The 16,359-nt window shown below is 54.3% G+C and carries 15 protein-coding genes; 10 read left to right on the top strand and 5 right to left on the bottom strand.

All coding sequences use genetic code 11. The annotated features are described in order from the left end of the window. The 8 genes from infB to LF929_RS17575 all read left to right on the top strand — a co-directional run bounded on the left by infB (position 1) and on the right by LF929_RS17575 (position 10,021). The gene (infB, locus tag LF929_RS17610; protein WP_226093631.1) at positions 1–2,718 is read left to right on the top strand and encodes a translation initiation factor IF-2; all 2,718 of its coding nucleotides are present in this window, start codon (positions 1–3) and stop codon (positions 2,716–2,718) included. Between the two features lie 74 nt (positions 2,719–2,792). Next, positions 2,793–3,194, top strand: coding sequence for a 30S ribosome-binding factor RbfA (gene rbfA, locus LF929_RS17605; RefSeq protein ID WP_016943784.1), 402 nt, complete (start codon positions 2,793–2,795; stop codon positions 3,192–3,194). Next, positions 3,194–4,150 (top strand): tRNA pseudouridine(55) synthase TruB, encoded by a 957-nt coding sequence (gene truB, locus LF929_RS17600; RefSeq protein ID WP_038907030.1) that lies wholly within the window; start codon positions 3,194–3,196, stop codon positions 4,148–4,150. Before rbfA ends, truB begins: the two co-directional genes overlap by 1 nt. A 107-nt stretch (positions 4,151–4,257) precedes the next feature. Then, complete coding sequence (rpsO, locus tag LF929_RS17595) at positions 4,258–4,527, top strand: 30S ribosomal protein S15 (RefSeq protein ID WP_012771120.1); 270 nt, start codon at positions 4,258–4,260, stop codon at positions 4,525–4,527. A gap of 303 nt (positions 4,528–4,830) precedes the next feature. Further along, complete coding sequence (gene pnp, locus LF929_RS17590) at positions 4,831–6,951, top strand: polyribonucleotide nucleotidyltransferase (RefSeq protein ID WP_038903307.1); 2,121 nt, start codon at positions 4,831–4,833, stop codon at positions 6,949–6,951. Positions 6,952–7,078: 127 nt separating this feature from the next. Next, positions 7,079–7,963: a lipoprotein NlpI gene (nlpI, locus tag LF929_RS17585; protein WP_016943787.1), complete on the top strand. Its 885-nt coding sequence runs from the start codon at positions 7,079–7,081 to the stop codon at positions 7,961–7,963. Positions 7,964–8,071: 108 nt separating this feature from the next. Next, positions 8,072–8,131 (top strand): protein YrbN, encoded by a 60-nt coding sequence (gene yrbN / locus LF929_RS17580; protein WP_107760761.1) that lies wholly within the window; start codon positions 8,072–8,074, stop codon positions 8,129–8,131. Between the two features lie 12 nt (positions 8,132–8,143). Then, positions 8,144–10,021 (top strand): DEAD/DEAH family ATP-dependent RNA helicase, encoded by a 1,878-nt coding sequence (locus LF929_RS17575; protein ID WP_038903308.1) that lies wholly within the window; start codon positions 8,144–8,146, stop codon positions 10,019–10,021. Positions 10,022–10,088: 67 nt separating this feature from the next. Here the strand turns inward: LF929_RS17575 and LF929_RS17570 are convergent, their stop codons facing one another. From LF929_RS17570 to LF929_RS17555, 4 genes are all read right to left on the bottom strand, one after another. Continuing rightward, positions 10,089–11,411, bottom strand: coding sequence for an IS4 family transposase (locus tag LF929_RS17570; RefSeq protein WP_102800868.1), 1,323 nt, complete (start codon positions 11,409–11,411; stop codon positions 10,089–10,091). Positions 11,412–11,531: 120 nt separating this feature from the next. Further along, positions 11,532–12,551, bottom strand: coding sequence for an LLM class flavin-dependent oxidoreductase (locus LF929_RS17565; protein ID WP_038907032.1), 1,020 nt, complete (start codon positions 12,549–12,551; stop codon positions 11,532–11,534). Positions 12,552–12,666: 115 nt separating this feature from the next. Beyond that, positions 12,667–13,545, bottom strand: coding sequence for a U32 family peptidase (locus tag LF929_RS17560; protein ID WP_226093456.1), 879 nt, complete (start codon positions 13,543–13,545; stop codon positions 12,667–12,669). A gap of 18 nt (positions 13,546–13,563) precedes the next feature. Next, on the bottom strand, positions 13,564–14,562 hold the full coding sequence (locus LF929_RS17555; protein ID WP_012883349.1) for a peptidase U32 family protein: 999 nt from the start codon (positions 14,560–14,562) through the stop codon (positions 13,564–13,566). Positions 14,563–14,882: 320 nt separating this feature from the next. On the opposite strand from LF929_RS17555, the gene LF929_RS17550 reads away from it, so the two are divergent. Both LF929_RS17550 and LF929_RS17545 read left to right on the top strand, forming a co-directional pair. Beyond that, positions 14,883–15,407, top strand: coding sequence for an SCP2 domain-containing protein (locus LF929_RS17550; RefSeq protein ID WP_012883350.1), 525 nt, complete (start codon positions 14,883–14,885; stop codon positions 15,405–15,407). After that, a complete protein-coding gene (locus tag LF929_RS17545) occupies positions 15,401–15,904 on the top strand; it encodes a GNAT family N-acetyltransferase (protein WP_016943556.1) in 504 nt (167 codons plus the stop codon). The genes LF929_RS17550 and LF929_RS17545 overlap by 7 nt, the downstream gene beginning before the upstream one ends. Here the strand turns inward: LF929_RS17545 and LF929_RS17540 are convergent. Then, positions 15,891–16,193, bottom strand: a complete 303-nt coding sequence (locus tag LF929_RS17540; RefSeq protein ID WP_210174343.1) for a GIY-YIG nuclease family protein — start codon at positions 16,191–16,193, stop codon at positions 15,891–15,893. The two genes, LF929_RS17545 and LF929_RS17540, sit on opposite strands and share 14 nt — an antisense overlap. Positions 16,194–16,359 lie beyond the last annotated feature (166 nt).

The raw sequence follows: 16,359 nt of genomic DNA, 5'->3' as shown, positions 1-16,359 counted from the left end.
ATGACAGATGTAACCCTGAAATCACTGGCCGCAGAGATCCAGACGCCGGTTGACCGCCTGATACAGCAGTTTGCTGATGCGGGGATCACCAAATCTGCGTCGGACTCTGTGACTCAGAACGAAAAAGAAACACTATTGGCGCACCTGAACCGTGATCGCGGTGCTGCGCCAGGGAAATTGACCTTGCAGCGTAAGACACGTAGCACGTTAAATATTCCCAGCACCGGTGGTAAGAGTAAATCGGTGCAGATCGAAGTCCGCAAGAAACGCACCTATGTAAAACGCGATCCTCACGAAGAGCAGCAAGCTGCGGCTGAGGAAGAGCAGGCACGGCGTGAAGCGGAAGAACAGGCACAGCGTGCTGCTGAGGAACAAGCCAAACGTGAAGCTGAAGAAAAAGCCAAACGTGAGGAAGAAGAGAAGGCAAAACGCGCTGTTGCTGAAGAGCAAGCCAAACGTGAGGCCGCCGAAAAAGCTAAGCGTGACGTAGCGGAAAAAGAGAAAGTGAGCAATCAACAAAACGATAGTATGACTAAACCAGCTCAGGCTGAGAAAGCGCGTCGCGAAGCGGAAGCGGCTGAACTCAAGCGTAAGGCGGAAGAAGCGGCTCGTCGTAAGGTCGAGGAAGAAGCTCGTCGTATCGCTGAAGAAGCTCGCCGTATGGCAGAAGAAAATGCCGGACGCTGGGAAAAAGAAGGCAGCGAAGTCACCGAAGACGCCGATTATCACGTAACCACTTCTCATCACGCGCGTGAAGCGGAAGATGAGAACGATCGTCAGGTCGAAGGTGGCCGCGGTCGCGGTCGCGGTGGCAAAGTAGCCAAACAGAAGAAAGGCAATCGCCTGTCTGAGTCGAAAGCTGACCGTGAAGAAGCCCGTGCGGTGACTCGCGGCGGCAAAGGCAAACGTAAGCCGAGTACGCTGCAACAAGGCTTTAATAAGCCGGTGCAGGCGGTTAACCGTGATGTTGTGATTGGCGAAACCATTACCGTTGCCGAGCTGGCCAACAAAATGGCGGTCAAAGGTTCTCAGGTCATCAAAACGATGATGAAGCTGGGAGCGATGGCAACCATCAACCAGGTTATCGATCAGGAAACTGCTCAACTGGTCGCGGAAGAAATGGGTCACAAAGTGATCCTGCGCCGTGAAAACGAGCTGGAAGAAGCGGTAATGAGCGACCGTGATACCGGTCTGTCCTCCGAATCTGAATCACGTGCGCCGGTGGTCACCATCATGGGTCACGTTGACCATGGTAAGACATCATTGCTGGACTACATTCGTTCAACCAAAGTGGCAGCAGGCGAAGCGGGTGGTATTACCCAGCATATCGGTGCTTACCACGTTGAAACGGATAACGGCATGATTACCTTCCTGGATACCCCGGGGCATGCGGCGTTTACCGCTATGCGTGCTCGTGGTGCTCAGGCGACGGATATCGTGGTGCTGGTAGTGGCTGCTGATGACGGCGTGATGCCGCAGACGATTGAAGCTATTCAGCATGCCAAAGCGGCTAAAGTGCCGGTGGTTGTGGCGGTTAACAAAATCGATAAACCGGAAGCTGATCCGGATCGCGTTAAAAACGAACTCTCCCAGTACGGTATTATGCCGGAAGAGTGGGGTGGTGAATCCCAGTTTGTACATGTTTCTGCCAAGAGTGGCGAAGGCATCGACGAACTGCTGGAAGCTATCCTGCTGCAGGCTGAAGTACTGGAACTGAAAGCCATTCACAGCGGTATGGCCAGTGGCGTGGTCATCGAATCCTTCCTGGACAAAGGCCGTGGCCCGGTGGCTACCGTGCTGGTACGCGAAGGGACGTTGAACAAGGGCGACATCGTACTGTGTGGCTTTGAATATGGTCGTGTTCGTGCCATGCGTGACGAGCTGGGCCGTGAAATTACCGAAGCAGGTCCGTCTATTCCGGTAGAGATTCTGGGTTTGTCCGGTGTACCGGCTGCGGGTGACGAAGCGACGGTTGTCCGTGACGAGAAGAAAGCACGTGAAGTTGCGCTTTATCGTCAGGGTAAGTTCCGCGAAGTGAAACTGGCGCGTCAGCAGAAGTCCAAGCTGGAAAATATGTTCGCCAACATGACTGAAGGCGAAGTATCCGAACTGAACATCGTAATGAAAGCCGACGTTCAGGGCTCTGTGGAAGCCATTTCCGATTCGTTGCAGAAGTTGTCTACCGACGAAGTCAAAGTCAAAATTGTGGGTTCCGGCGTGGGTGGGATCACCGAAACTGATGCCACACTGGCTGCTGCCTCCAACGCGATTATCCTTGGCTTTAACGTCCGTGCGGATGCCTCTGCTCGTCGTATCGTTGAAGCAGAAAGCCTGGATCTGCGTTACTACTCCGTTATCTATGACCTGATCGACGAAGTGAAACAGGCAATGAGCGGTATGCTGGCACCGGAATACAAGCAGGAAATTATCGGTCTGGCGGAAGTGCGCGATGTGTTCAAGTCACCGAAGTTCGGCGCGATTGCTGGCTGTATGGTGACCGAAGGGGTGGTGAAACGTCACAACCCGATTCGCGTGCTGCGTGACAACGTGGTTATCTTTGAAGGTGAGCTGGAATCCCTGCGTCGCTTCAAGGATGACGTCAACGAAGTCCGTAATGGTATGGAATGTGGTATCGGCGTGAAGAACTACAACGATGTTCGCACCGGTGACATGATCGAAGTGTTTGAAACTATTGAGATCAAACGCACCATCGAGTGATACGTGCAACAACGTACCTGATGTTTTCATGCTGGGGGGCCGAGTGCCCCCCAATTTTTCTTTGAGGATTCATCATGGCAAAAGAATTCAGCCGCACGCAGCGTGTGGCGCAGGAAATGCAAAAAGAAATCGCCATTATTATTCAGCGTGAAGTGAAAGATCCGCGTGTCGGTATGGCGACAGTATCTGGCGTAGAAGTGTCACGCGATCTGGCTTACGCCAAAGTATTTGTGACCTTTTTGAATGACAACGAGCCTGAGCAGGTTAAAGCCGGGGTGAAAGCATTACAGGATGCATCCGGTTTTATCCGTATGCTGCTGGGCAAGGCGATGCGTCTGCGCGTCGTGCCTGAACTGACCTTCTCCTATGACAACTCTCTGGTCGAAGGGATGCGGATGTCCAATCTGGTGACCCGCGTGGTTAAACGCGATGCCGAGCGTCGTACATCTGACACAGATGATGAGCAGGAGGCGTAATGTCGCGTCCTCGCCGTCGTGGTCGTGATATCCACGGCGTTCTACTGCTGGATAAACCACAAGGGGCGTCATCTAACGATGTCCTACAGAAGGTAAAGCGCCTCTTCAATGCCAACAAAGCCGGGCATACGGGCGCACTGGATCCATTGGCGACCGGTATGCTGCCGATATGTCTGGGTGAAGCGACCAAGTTTTCCCAATACCTGCTGGATGCCGATAAGCGTTACCGGGTGATAGCCCGTCTGGGGCAACGGACCGATACGTCTGATGCAGACGGTAATGTTATCCAGGAACGACCCGTCACATTTACGCATGACGCGTTAATGCTGGCGCTGGACAGTTTTCGCGGCGATACCCAGCAGGTACCGTCGATGTATTCTGCACTGAAATACCAGGGCCGCCCGCTCTACGAGTACGCCCGTCAAGGGCTGGTTGTGCCGCGGGAAGCGCGTGACATCACCGTCTATGAGTTGCAGTTTATCCGCTGGGAAGCCGATGAGCTGGAACTGGAAATCCACTGCTCCAAGGGAACGTATATCCGTACCATCATTGATGATCTGGGTGAGAAGCTGGGGTGTGGCGCTCATGTGATGTATCTGCGCCGTTTGCAGGTCGCGACGTATCCTACCAAGCGTATGGTCACGCTGGAGCAGTTACAGACGCTGCGTGAACAGGCAGAAGTACAAGAACAACCAATTAGTGACTTGCTGGATGTACTGCTGTTACCAATGGATACCGCTGTGCAGGCGTTTCCAGAGGTGAATCTGTCACCGGTGGTGGCGGGTTACCTTAAACTCGGCCAGGCAGTGCGTGCTACTGCTGTACCGACCGATGGCATGGTGCGCATCACTGAGGGTGACGAACACCGATTCATCGGTATGGGTGAAATCGATGATGAAGGACGGGTGGCACCGCGCCGTCTGGTAGTAGAAAACCCTGAGCCGACGGGTATCTGAGCGCCTTGCGATTATATAGCGCTAAGAGTAAAATAGTGCGGCTTAAATCTTGGGCTGCTGAATTAGAGATCGGCGCTCGTTCTATTTATATTATTTTGGAGTAAATCATGTCTCTAAGCGTTGAAGCAAAAGCGAAAATTGTTGCGGAATTTGGTCGTGGCACGAATGACAGCGGTTCTACCGAAGTCCAGGTTGCTCTGCTGACCGCGCAGATTAATCATCTGCAGGGTCACTTTGCTGAGCACAAGAAAGATCACCACAGCCGCCGCGGTCTGCTGCGTATGGTTTCTCAGCGTCGTAAGCTGCTGGACTACCTGAAGCGTAAAGATCTGGCACGCTACACTACCCTGATTGAACGTCTGGGTCTGCGTCGCTAATTCGACGAGTTTCAGGAGAAAGGGGCCTCTTTGGGCCCCTTTCTTCTAGGAAGTACCAGCAAAACAGAGTAATGTATTGCTGTTGTGAATAGGATCCGTAATTACAGCGATTCGCGCGGCTAATGAGAGGCTTTATTTATTACTGTTGCTATATATACGGGTGCATGGGAAATAGCTGCATCGAAAATAGCGTTATCAGAATAAAGTCTGTCATTAGTCGCGAGGATGTAATGAGCGGATCGGGTATTTAACTGGTGCGCCATATCAGGGATATGGTGCGCGCCTCTGGTAAAGGATAGTATTTTGCTAAATCCGATCGTTCGTAAATTCCAGTACGGTCAACATACCGTAACACTGGAAACCGGCATGATGGCCCGTCAGGCCACTGCCGCTGTTATGGTTAGCATGGATGACACTGCAGTATTTGTAACTGTTGTGGGCGCCAAACACGCTAAACCGGGACAGGATTTCTTCCCGCTGACTGTTAACTATCAAGAGCGTACCTACGCTGCTGGTCGTATCCCCGGTGGTTTCTTCCGCCGTGAAGGCCGTCCGAGCGAAGGCGAAACGCTGATTTCCCGTTTGATTGACCGTCCGATCCGCCCGCTGTTCCCAGATGGTTTCGTTAACGAAGTTCAGGTTATTGCCACTGTGGTTTCCGTGAATCCGCAGGTTAACCCGGATATCGTTGCCATGATCGGTGCTTCTGCGGCGCTGAGTCTGTCGGGTATCCCGTTCAATGGCCCGATTGGTGCCGCTCGCGTTGGTTACATCAACGATCAGTACGTGCTGAACCCGACGACCGAAGAGCTGAAAACCAGCCGTTTGGATCTGGTTGTCGCTGGTACTGAAGGTGCGGTACTGATGGTGGAATCTGAAGCAGACCTGCTGAGCGAAGATCAGATGCTGGGTGCAGTGGTATTCGGTCATGATCAGCAACAGGTTGTTATCGAGAACATCAAGGCACTGACGGCAGAAGCGGGTAAACCGAAGTGGAACTGGCAGGCGCCGGAAGTGAACGTCGAATTGCACAACCGTGTGCAGGCGCTGTCTGAAGCGCGTCTGGGTGACGCTTATCGCATCACTGAAAAACAGGAACGCTACGCGCAGGTTGATACCATCAAAGCTGACGTGGTTGCAGCCCTGCTGGCAGAAGATGAAACGCTGGACGAAAACGAACTGCGTGACATCCTCGGTAGCATCGAGAAAAACGTGGTACGTAGCCGTGTGCTGCGTGGCGAACCGCGTATCGACGGTCGCGAAAAAGACATGATCCGTGGTCTGGATGTACGTACTGGCGTGCTGCCGCGTACTCACGGTTCCGCGCTGTTCACTCGTGGTGAAACTCAGGCGTTGGTTACCGCGACGCTGGGTACCGAGCGTGATGCACAGAACATCGATGAGCTGACTGGCGAGCGTACCGATCGCTTCCTGCTGCACTACAACTTCCCTCCGTACTCTGTAGGTGAAACCGGTATGGTTGGATCGCCGAAACGCCGCGAAATCGGTCACGGTCGTCTGGCTAAACGTGGTGTGCTGGCCGTTATGCCGAAACCGGAAGCCTTCCCGTACACCGTACGTGTTGTGTCTGAAATTACCGAATCCAACGGTTCTTCTTCCATGGCTTCCGTCTGTGGTGCTTCGCTGGCGCTGATGGATGCAGGCGTGCCGATCAAAGCGGCTGTTGCCGGTATCGCGATGGGTCTGGTGAAGGAAGGCGACAACTACGTTGTCCTGTCTGATATTCTGGGTGACGAAGACCACCTGGGCGATATGGACTTCAAAGTAGCCGGTAGCCGTGAAGGCGTGACCGCGTTGCAGATGGACATCAAAATCGAAGGGATCACCCGCGAAATCATGCAGGTGGCGCTGAATCAGGCCAAGGGTGCGCGTCTGCACATTCTGGGTGTGATGGAACAGGCTATCAGCACGCCGCGTGGCGATATCTCCGAATTCGCACCGCGTATCCACACCATCAAGATCAGCACTGACAAGATCAAAGATGTGATCGGTAAAGGTGGTTCTGTTATCCGTGCGCTGACTGAAGAAACCGGTACGACTATCGAGATCGAAGATGACGGTACGGTGAAGATCGCCTCGACCGACGGCGAAAAAGCTAAACACGCGATTCGTCGTATCGAAGAGATCACGGCTGAAATCGAAGTGGGCCGTATCTATCAGGGCAAAGTGACTCGTATCGTTGACTTTGGCGCGTTTGTTGCCATCGGTGGCGGTAAAGAAGGTCTGGTTCATATTTCTCAGATCGCCGACAAGCGTGTTGAGAAAGTGACCGACTATCTGCAGATGGGCCAGGAAGTACCGGTCAAGGTATTGGAAGTGGACCGTCAGGGTCGTATCCGTTTGAGCATAAAAGAAGCAACTGCTCAACCTCAGGAAACTACACCGGTTTCCGAGGCAGAATAATAGCGGATAATCAATTGGCAGCTCCTTACAGTATGAAGGAGCTGCGTGTATTATAAGGAACGGATATCCTTATGCTGAGCAGTCGGGGACAGGATGTTCATCCAATGTTTGTCTTCGGGAGTGGGAAATGAAGCCTTTCTTGCGCTGGTGTTATGTTGCGACAGCAATTATGCTGGCAGGATGCAGCAACACGGATTGGCGCAAAGATGCAGTGCTGGCGGTTCCGTTGCAGCCTACGTTGCAGCAGGAAGTCATCCTGGCGCGCATGGAGCAAATCCTGGCGAGCCGGGCAATTACTCCCGATGAGCGAGCACAGCTGTTATATGAGCGCGGAGTGCTGTATGATAGCCTCGGGTTACGGGCGTTGGCGCGAAATGATTTTTCACAAGCGCTTTCTATCCGTCCCGATATGCCGGAAGTGTTTAACTATCTCGGCATTTACTTGACGCAGGCAGGCAATTTTGATGCTGCCTATGAAGCGTTTGATTCTGTATTAGAGCTTGATCCAACTTACAATTATGCGCGTTTGAATCGGGGCATCGCTTTGTACTACGGCGGTCGCTACCAGTTGGCGCAGGATGATCTGCTAGCGTTTTATCGCGACGATCCTAATGATCCTTTCCGTTCCCTGTGGCTTTATCTGGTGGAGAGAGAAATCAATCCCGAGAAAGCCAAACTAGCGTTGAAAGAACGCTACGAGGGTGCAAAGAAAGGTGTGTGGGGATGGACGATTGTCGAATTCTACCTGGGCAACATCAGCGAAAAAGCGCTGATGCAGCGTGTACAGGAAGAAGCTAAGGATAACACTTCGCTCGCCGAGCATCTCAGTGAAACTGACTTCTATTTAGGTAAGCACTACCTAAGTCTGGGGGACAAGAACACCGCCGAGGCGTTGTTCAAGCTGACGGTTGCTAACAATGTCCACAATTTTGTTGAGCACCGCTATGCATTGTTGGAATTGGCGCAGTTAGGCCAAGAGCAAGACGACCTATCAGGATCGGACCAGCAATAGCTGACGAACACCTTTCAGCCAGAGATCATGACGATTTCTTCATCGCCTTAACGGGCGAGGCTTTTTTGTTCGCTTTTTAATCCAATTTGAGCCGGTTCACACTTTTCAATGAAAATGATTGAGTATTTTCTCGACAAGTTATGTAGACTGGCCGCCATTTTGAAGTGAGGCAAAGTTTACATGGCAGAGTTTGAAACCTCTTTTGCTAGCTTGGGGCTGTCTGCTCCTATTCTGAATGCACTGTCTGAGATGGGGTATGAAAAACCGTCCCCAATTCAGGCGGAATGTATTCCTCATCTGCTCAACGGGCGCGACGTACTGGGTATGGCGCAAACCGGGAGTGGCAAGACCGCGGCATTTTCCCTGCCGCTGCTGAACAATATCAAGGCTGATCTGAAAGCACCGCAGTTGCTGGTGCTGGCACCGACCCGTGAACTGGCGGTGCAGGTTGCAGAAGCCTGTAATGAATTTTCCAAACACATGCAGGGCGTCAATGTGGTCGCACTGTATGGTGGCCAACGTTATGACGTGCAGTTGCGCGCGTTGCGTCAGGGGCCGCAGGTGGTTGTCGGTACGCCGGGACGTCTGCTGGATCACCTGAAACGCGGTACGCTGGACCTGTCCAACCTGAGTGGTCTGGTGCTGGACGAAGCTGACGAAATGCTGCGTATGGGTTTCATCGAAGATGTGGAAAACATCATGGCGCAGATCCCGGCTGAGCATCAGACGGCGTTGTTCTCCGCTACTATGCCGGAAGCGATTCGCCGTATCACTCGTCGCTTTATGAACGATCCGCAGGAAGTGCGTATTCAGTCCAGCGTGACCACGCGTCCGGATATCAGCCAGAGCTACTGGACGGTATACGGCATGCGTAAAAACGAAGCGCTGATCCGTTTCCTGGAAGCTGAAGACTTTGATGCCGCGATCATTTTCGTGCGTACCAAAAATGCTACGCTGGAAGTGGCCGAAGCGCTGGAGCGCAGTGGTTATAACAGCGCCGCGCTGAACGGTGACATGAATCAGGCGCTGCGTGAACAAACGCTGGAGCGCCTGAAAGACGGTCGTCTGGATATCCTGATTGCGACTGACGTTGCTGCACGTGGTCTGGATGTTGATCGTATCAGCCTGGTGGTGAACTACGATATCCCGATGGATTCCGAATCCTATGTACACCGTATCGGCCGTACTGGTCGTGCCGGTCGTGCTGGTCGTGCGCTGTTGTTCGTGGAAAACCGCGAGCGCCGCCTGCTGCGTAATATCGAACGCATCATGAAGCTGACGATTCCGGAAGTGGAATTGCCGAACGCCGAACTGCTCGGTCAGCGTCGTCTGGCGAAGTTTGCTGCCAAAGTGCAGCAGCAACTGGAAAGCAGCGATCTGGACATGTACCGTGCGCTGCTTGGCAAACTGCAGCCGCAGGAAGAGCTGGATATCGAAACACTGGCCGCCGCACTGTTGAAGATGGCGCAGGGTGAACGTCCGCTGATTCTGCCGCCGGATCCGGTGGTTGAGCGCCGTCCGCGTCGCGAATTCCGCGATCGTGATGAGCGTTTCGAACGTCGTGGCGAGCGCAACGATCGTGCTCCGCGTGGTGATGATCGTCCGGCTCGTCGCGAGCGTCGTGACGTGGGTGAAATGGATCTGTACCGGATCGAAGTGGGCCGTGATGATGGCGTAGAAGTGCGTCATATCGTGGGCGCGATTGCCAACGAAGGCGATATCAGCAGCCGTTACATCGGTAACATCAAACTGTTTGCTTCGCACTCCACTATCGAGCTGCCGAAAGGTATGCCGGGAGACCTGCTGTCGCACTTTACCCGTACGCGTATTCTGAACAAGCCGATGAACATGCAACTGATGGGTGATGCACAGCCGCATGAACGCCGTGAGCGCCGCGATGGTGGTGAGCGTGGCGATCGTGGTGCCCGTGGGTTTGGCGATCGTACCGGTGGCGGTCGTGGTCGTCCGTTCAGTGGTGAACGTCGTGAAGGCGGCGAGCGTCGTGGTAACGGTAACCGCGATGGTCAGCGCGCACCGCGTCGTTTCAACGATGCCTGATAATGTCCGTTGCTGATAACCTCAGCGATTGATGCCATAAAAAAACCAGCCTTCGGGCTAATGCCAGTCACTTAAGGTGACTGGCATTGTTTTTAAAAGGGTATTTGGGCTTTTTTTGCCTCACTTCTCTTTCATACTCCCGCTCCCGTCTCGGCGGCAGTTTCAGCATCGCGGCATTGCTGTAGAAGTGTTTCAGGTGTCCCGGTACTGCTCCCGGTGAGGACCATGGCAGCCCGATTAACAGCCGCATTATTTCTGCCACCGAACCGCTGAAGCTCAGCTGATACGGCAGATAATCTCCTTTCAGGCTGAACGCCATTTTCACCATCTGATACCGCACCAGGTTGTATGTCAGCAGTATCCCCCACAGCTCCTGTCTCACCATCTCCGGTAATTTACTTCTCAGCGTCCAGCGGTTGCCGCACAGGAACTGCTTCGCCTCACGATACCCCAGTTCGATTTCCCACCGGTGTTTGTAGAGTTCTGCTATGTCTGCCGCCGGGTAACGCATCGCGTCCGTCATCGATGTGACAACCTGACGTTCCACACCGTTAACCTTCCTGCTGATTAACCGGACAGTGAGCTCATCCGGCAGACCTTCCCACTGTTTTCTTGCCTGTGGCGAGGTCTTCAGCGTTATCAGTTCATCCTGCCTGCCCAGTCTGCGTATCACCTCATACTGCGTGCCCTTTTTCAGCGGCAACAACCAGTGGCGGTTCTCTCCTGCCCTGTGCCAGTCATGCAGCAGGCCTGTTGACCAGAAGCCCCTGTCAAACAACGTCACGCTATTATCCGGTGCCTGCTTTGCCAGTCCTGCCGCCAGCCGCATCTCATTAACGTCATACCGGCCCATCACGCTGGCGCGCAGCAGGTGACTGCTCAGTTCCATCAGACACACCATGCGGACCTGCGGGAAGCCTTTTTCACCGTACTGATTTTCCGCTTTCGCGAAGGCAGCGGCATTTTCCGGTGTGTCGGGCGTTCGCCAGACCACGCCATCAACGGCGTTCAGCGTCAGCCCGTTCCAGAGCGGATGCCGGGATTCCTCATGCCAGTGCTGTTGTGTCAGTTCGAACAGAACTCTAATGGCATCCTCACCCAGCGTTTTGCGGCGGGCAATGACGGAGCTGGGTGCGGTAAAAGGTCTGCCAGTCCGGTCAGCGATGTCCATCAGATTGACGATATGGGACACAGGCTTGTTGTTGAAAATAGCCATACCTATAACCAGCCAGACCATGGATTCGAGGGGAAGCTTACGCTTACGTAGCGTCACGGTATCCGTGAGGGTAAAGGCCTGCTGAATAAGGTCGGGGGAAAGGAGGTCGGCAAGACTCTGAACTTCATCGGGAGCAGTAAGATTGATAATGCCGAGGGCCTGTGAAAGTTCCATTAAAAAGGGTCCATGTGAAGACATGAACCCTTTTTACATCAGCCACCGGATCGGTCAACCGATCCTTAAACGATCGGCATTAGCCTTCGGGCTGGTTTTTTTATGGCATCAATCTGACGGTTACTGGATGCGTGCTTCCCGCACGATATCCGGTTGCAGTTGCGCGACCAGCTCAAAGGAGCGCAGCCGTGCCTGATGATCGAAGATCTGGCCGTTGATCATCAGCTCGTCCGCCTGGGTTTCCCGCAGCAAGGTTTGCAGGCCGTGACGCACTTTGGCGATATCGCCGACAATAGCCAGCCGTAATGTCTGCTCAACAGCAAATTGCTCGGCCGCAGACCAGTGTGTTTCCATCGACTCTACCGGTGCGGGCAGCGGCCCCGGCGTACCACGTCGCAGGTTGATAAACTGCTGCTGTAATGACGTAAACAGGAAACGGGCGTCACGGTCGCTATCGGCGGCGACGACATTGACGCACACCATGGCGTGCGGTTTTTCCAGTTGGGCCGACGGGCGGAAAGTGTCACGATAAAGCTGCAGGGCTTGTAGCAGCATATCCGGTGCGAAATGGGCGGCGAAGGCAAACGGTAACCCCATTGATGCCGCTAACTGGGCGCTGTACAGGCTGGAACCTAATAGCCAGATGGGAATGTTCAGCCCTTGTCCCGGTACGGCCTGCACGGGTTGACCCGGCTGAGCTGGGCCGAAGTAGCGTTGAAGTTCCTGCACGTCGTGGGGAAAATCATCAATGTCGGCATTCAGGTGGCGGCGTAACGCCTGCATGGTGCGGTGATCGGTTCCGGGTGCGCGCCCCAGACCGAGTTCAATACGGCCAGGATAGAGCGATTCGAGTGTCCCGAACTGTTCGGCTATCACCAGTGGTGCGTGGTTTGGCAGCATCACACCACCGGAACCGAGCCGAATGCGCTGCGTTCCTGCGGCAAGGTAACCGATCAACACCGAGGTGGCCGCGCTGGCGATACCGGTCATGTTGTGGTGTTCCGCCAGCCAATAGCGCTGATACCCCCACTTTTCCGCATGTTGCGCCAAATCCAGAGAATGGTGGAACGCATCACGGGCCGTATTGCCCTGCGGGATGGGAGCCAGATCGAGTAGCGAGAAAGGAACGGTAGCGGTCATAAGCGTCACTCATCAGGTTGAGGGGCTGACGCATCAGCCCAAATAAACACAGATAAGATGTTACGCGATCTTAACACGTTGCAACGGACGATGCGTGCGCATCGCCCTGACGGTGTTAACTGACCAGTTCCAGCCCGGCGACGCGTCGCCAGTAGCCGTTGCAATCCTGCTGATTTTCCAGTGTCAGTGGTTGCTCACCGTGCTGGTTAGTGCGGAAACGGTCGATAATCGCCAGTGTGTCCAGCCCTTGAGGCGACAGACGTACGATATCCACCAGCCCTTCCATGGAAGTCAGGTCGTTACCGAGGTTATAGCAGTAACCGCTCTGAGTCTGGATGCCGTTAAGTACAAATACCTGCTGATTTTCCTGCGACAACATCTGGCGTCCTTGTGGATAATGGATGCAGCAGGTTTCGCATTCGTCTTTGGGGCGGTTTTCCGAACGGGCGGTAAAACAGCGGGCGGAATAGGCCAGCGGCAGATGGCCGTAACTCAGCACCTCGACTTCAAACTGATGGCGAAAACCCAGTTCATCACACTGATTAAGAAGGTTTTGCAGCCAGTCACGCGACAATTCCACCGGCATGCACCAGCGCATCATGCCTTGTTTGTGCAGCAACCGCAGAGTGTAAGCGTTATAACAGTTCAGCGCATGACCGGCGACAAACGGCAGGTGACGTTCTGCCGCCATATTGACCGCGCCAAGATCGTTGGCTTCCAGCAGAAATTCGCCGTTCTCCACGTATTTTTTCAGTTCGGTCAATTCGGAAGGCGCTTGTAACAACGCCAGCGTAGATATCACCACCTGTTTACCGCTGGCGGCGACTTCACGCGCCAGTGTGAGCCAGTCGCCGGCTTTCATCCCCCGGCGTTTACTGCACACGGTTTCACCCAGATAGATGATGTCGGCACTGCTGTCGAGCGCAGCACGATAGAAGGTTTCAATGTCGGCTTTCGGCCAATAGTAGAGCAGGGCGCCCAGTGAATATTTCATGTGATTGATGTCTCCTGACTACTGCCACTGGCGATGATAAGCGCCCAGCGTGGTCTGCGTACCTTCGGCAACGGCACCCAGCGCCTCCATCCACTCGGCGGTGGGGGTAAAATGTGCCGGGTCAGCTTTACAGCGGTCTATCGCCTGCCGCCACACCTGGGTTACCTGGCTGACGTAGGCTGGGCTGCGTTGCCTGCCTTCGATTTTTACCGAGGCGATATTCGCCGCCATCAATTCCGGCAACAGTTCCAGCGTATTCAGACTGGTGGGCTCTTCCAGTGCGTGATAGCGCTGGCCATCCACCAGATAGCGGCCTTTACACAGCGTCGGGTAACCGGCGTTTTCATTGTCTTGATAGCGGTCGATCAGCACATCATTCAGTCTTGATTCCATACCGTTCTTCGTTTGTTGCCAGCGCACGAAGCGGGCCGGGGAGCAGGCACCCACGGTGTTGGGGGATTCGCCGGTCAGGTAAGACGACAGGTAACAACGCCCTTCAGCCATGATGCACAGGCTACCGAAGGCGAACACTTCCAGCGGCACCGGGCTGGTGCGCGACAACTGTTTGACCTGATGGATGGACAGCACGCGCGGCAGCACAACACGGGCGACATCAAAGTGGCGCTGATAAAAGCGGATGGCTTCCTCGTTGGTGGCGGAAGCCTGAACCGACACGTGGCGCTCTACCGACGGATAACGCTCGGCGGCATATTCCAGCATCGCCAGATCCGCCAGAATCAGCGCATCGGCTCCCGCGGTTTGCACGGCGGTATCCACCGCTCGCTGCCAGCGTGGGTAACCATCCGGGTGGGCGAAGGTATTAATAGCAATATGCAGCTTGCGACGGTGGCGATGCACGTAGTCGCTGGCGTCCTGCAATTTTTTGTCGTTGAAGTTGAGGCCGGCGAAGTGGCGGGCATTGGTATCGTCTTTCAGCCCGATGTACACCGCGTCGGCGCCATGATCGATGGCGGCTTTCAATGCCGGCAAGTTACCGGCGGGGCAAAGCAGTTCCATTCTTACGTCCTTTCATCACGGCCTGACGCAGCGGGCCGGTTTGCAATGAGACAGAATCTTAGTGAACCCGGCTGCCAGCAACTTTGATTTAAACCAGCATATCGGGGAATTGCTGGCGCTTTGCGGTCGTGATTTCGCGCAGAACACGCTAAATTTATTTCATCACCATCGTGTGACTTTTCCTGCGGGTGTCGCCAGACGACGTTAAAAAAACGCTTCCGGCACTTTTATTGATGTAGACCCTTGCTGCCCGTTTCCCGTTCTATGGCAGAATAATGACCATGTCGGTCAGGCAGCATTGCTTTATGAGGAGTACGCCAGTGTTGGAAAAATTACGGGCGCAGATTGTGCGTCAGGGGCCACGTTTACTGAGTAAGCCGTTAACGTTAACGCCTTTCTTCCTGCAACGCCGGGTGCTGGAGCAACTGCTGGGTTGGCAGTTCCGTCAGGCATTGGAAGAGGGCGAACTGGATTTTCTGGAGGGTCGCTGGTTACGGGTTGAAGTCCGTGATATCGGTTTGCAGTGGTTTGTTACGCTGCGCGATAACCGACTGGAAATCAGCCATAATGAGCTGGCGGATGTCAGCTTTAGCGCCGACGCCAACGATCTGATTTTGATAGCCGCTCGCCGGGAAGACCCGGATACGCTGTTTTTCCAGCGTCGTCTGCGTATTGAAGGCGATACCGAGCTGGGGCTGTACGTCAAAAACCTGATGGACGCCATCGAGCTGGAAAATATGCCTGCACCGTTGCGGGTGGCGTTGCTGCAACTGGCGGGATTTGTCGCAGCCGGTTTACAGGAGGGCGCGGAGCCGGTTAGCCCGCACGCGCCAGTATCATGTTGATTCGTGTTGAGATTCCGGTGGATGCACCGGGGATTGATGCTTTACTGCGGCGCTCGTTCCCGACCAGTGCGGAGGCGGAGCTGGTGCATCAGTTGCGTGAAGACGGCCAGCTGACGCTGGGGATCGTCGCGACTGACGACGAGGGCGGTGTCATCGGCTATGCCGCGTTTAGCCCGGTCACGCTGGGCGGCGAAGATTTACAGTGGGTCGCGCTGGCACCGATGGCGGTGGACGAAAACCACCGTTGTCAGGGTATTGGCGAGAAGCTGGTGTACGAAGGGCTGGATGCACTTAACGAGTTTGGTTATACCGCGGTGGTAGTGCTGGGCAACCCGCGTTACTACGCGCGCTTCGGCTTTGTGCCGGCAGCGGAACAGCAACTGTATTGCCGCTGGCTGGGTTACGAGTCGGACTTTCAGGTCTATCCGCTGGCAGATAACCACTTTCAGGGTGCCAGTGGTCTGGTGGAGTACGCCGAACCGTTTAATCGTTTTTAAAGCACGGCAGAAAATCGGTCAGTGTTGAAGGCTGGTGTTGTACCAGCCTTTCTTTTTGCAGTTTGCTCAGTTGCTTGATGCGGTATTCCCATTTCAGCGCCGTCGAGCGATCACCCGCCACACAGTGATACACCAGCGTCAACGGCCCTTTTCCGCGCAGTGATCGCGCACCTTTGCCATTCTGATGCTCTGCCAGACGCCTGTCGACATCGGTAGTAATGCCGGTATAAAGCCACCCGCTGCCAGTACGCAGCAGATAGACAAACCAGATAGTCTCACTGTTGTTCACGCCATTTCCTTTTCGTGGTTTAGCGCTTATTTTACGGTGACAAGCCGATAAAGGCTGCCTGTTTGACGGCATTCATCGGTGGACGTGGGTGAGGGAAATTGCGACCTTTATTTATCAATGAGTTAGCGCTCTTTAACAACGTGAAAAAGTTGGTGGAATTTTTCAG

Source organism: Dickeya oryzae (assembly GCF_020406815.2).
GTDB lineage: Bacteria > Pseudomonadota > Gammaproteobacteria > Enterobacterales > Enterobacteriaceae > Dickeya > Dickeya oryzae.
This window is presented reverse-complemented; position numbering and strand designations above follow the sequence as displayed.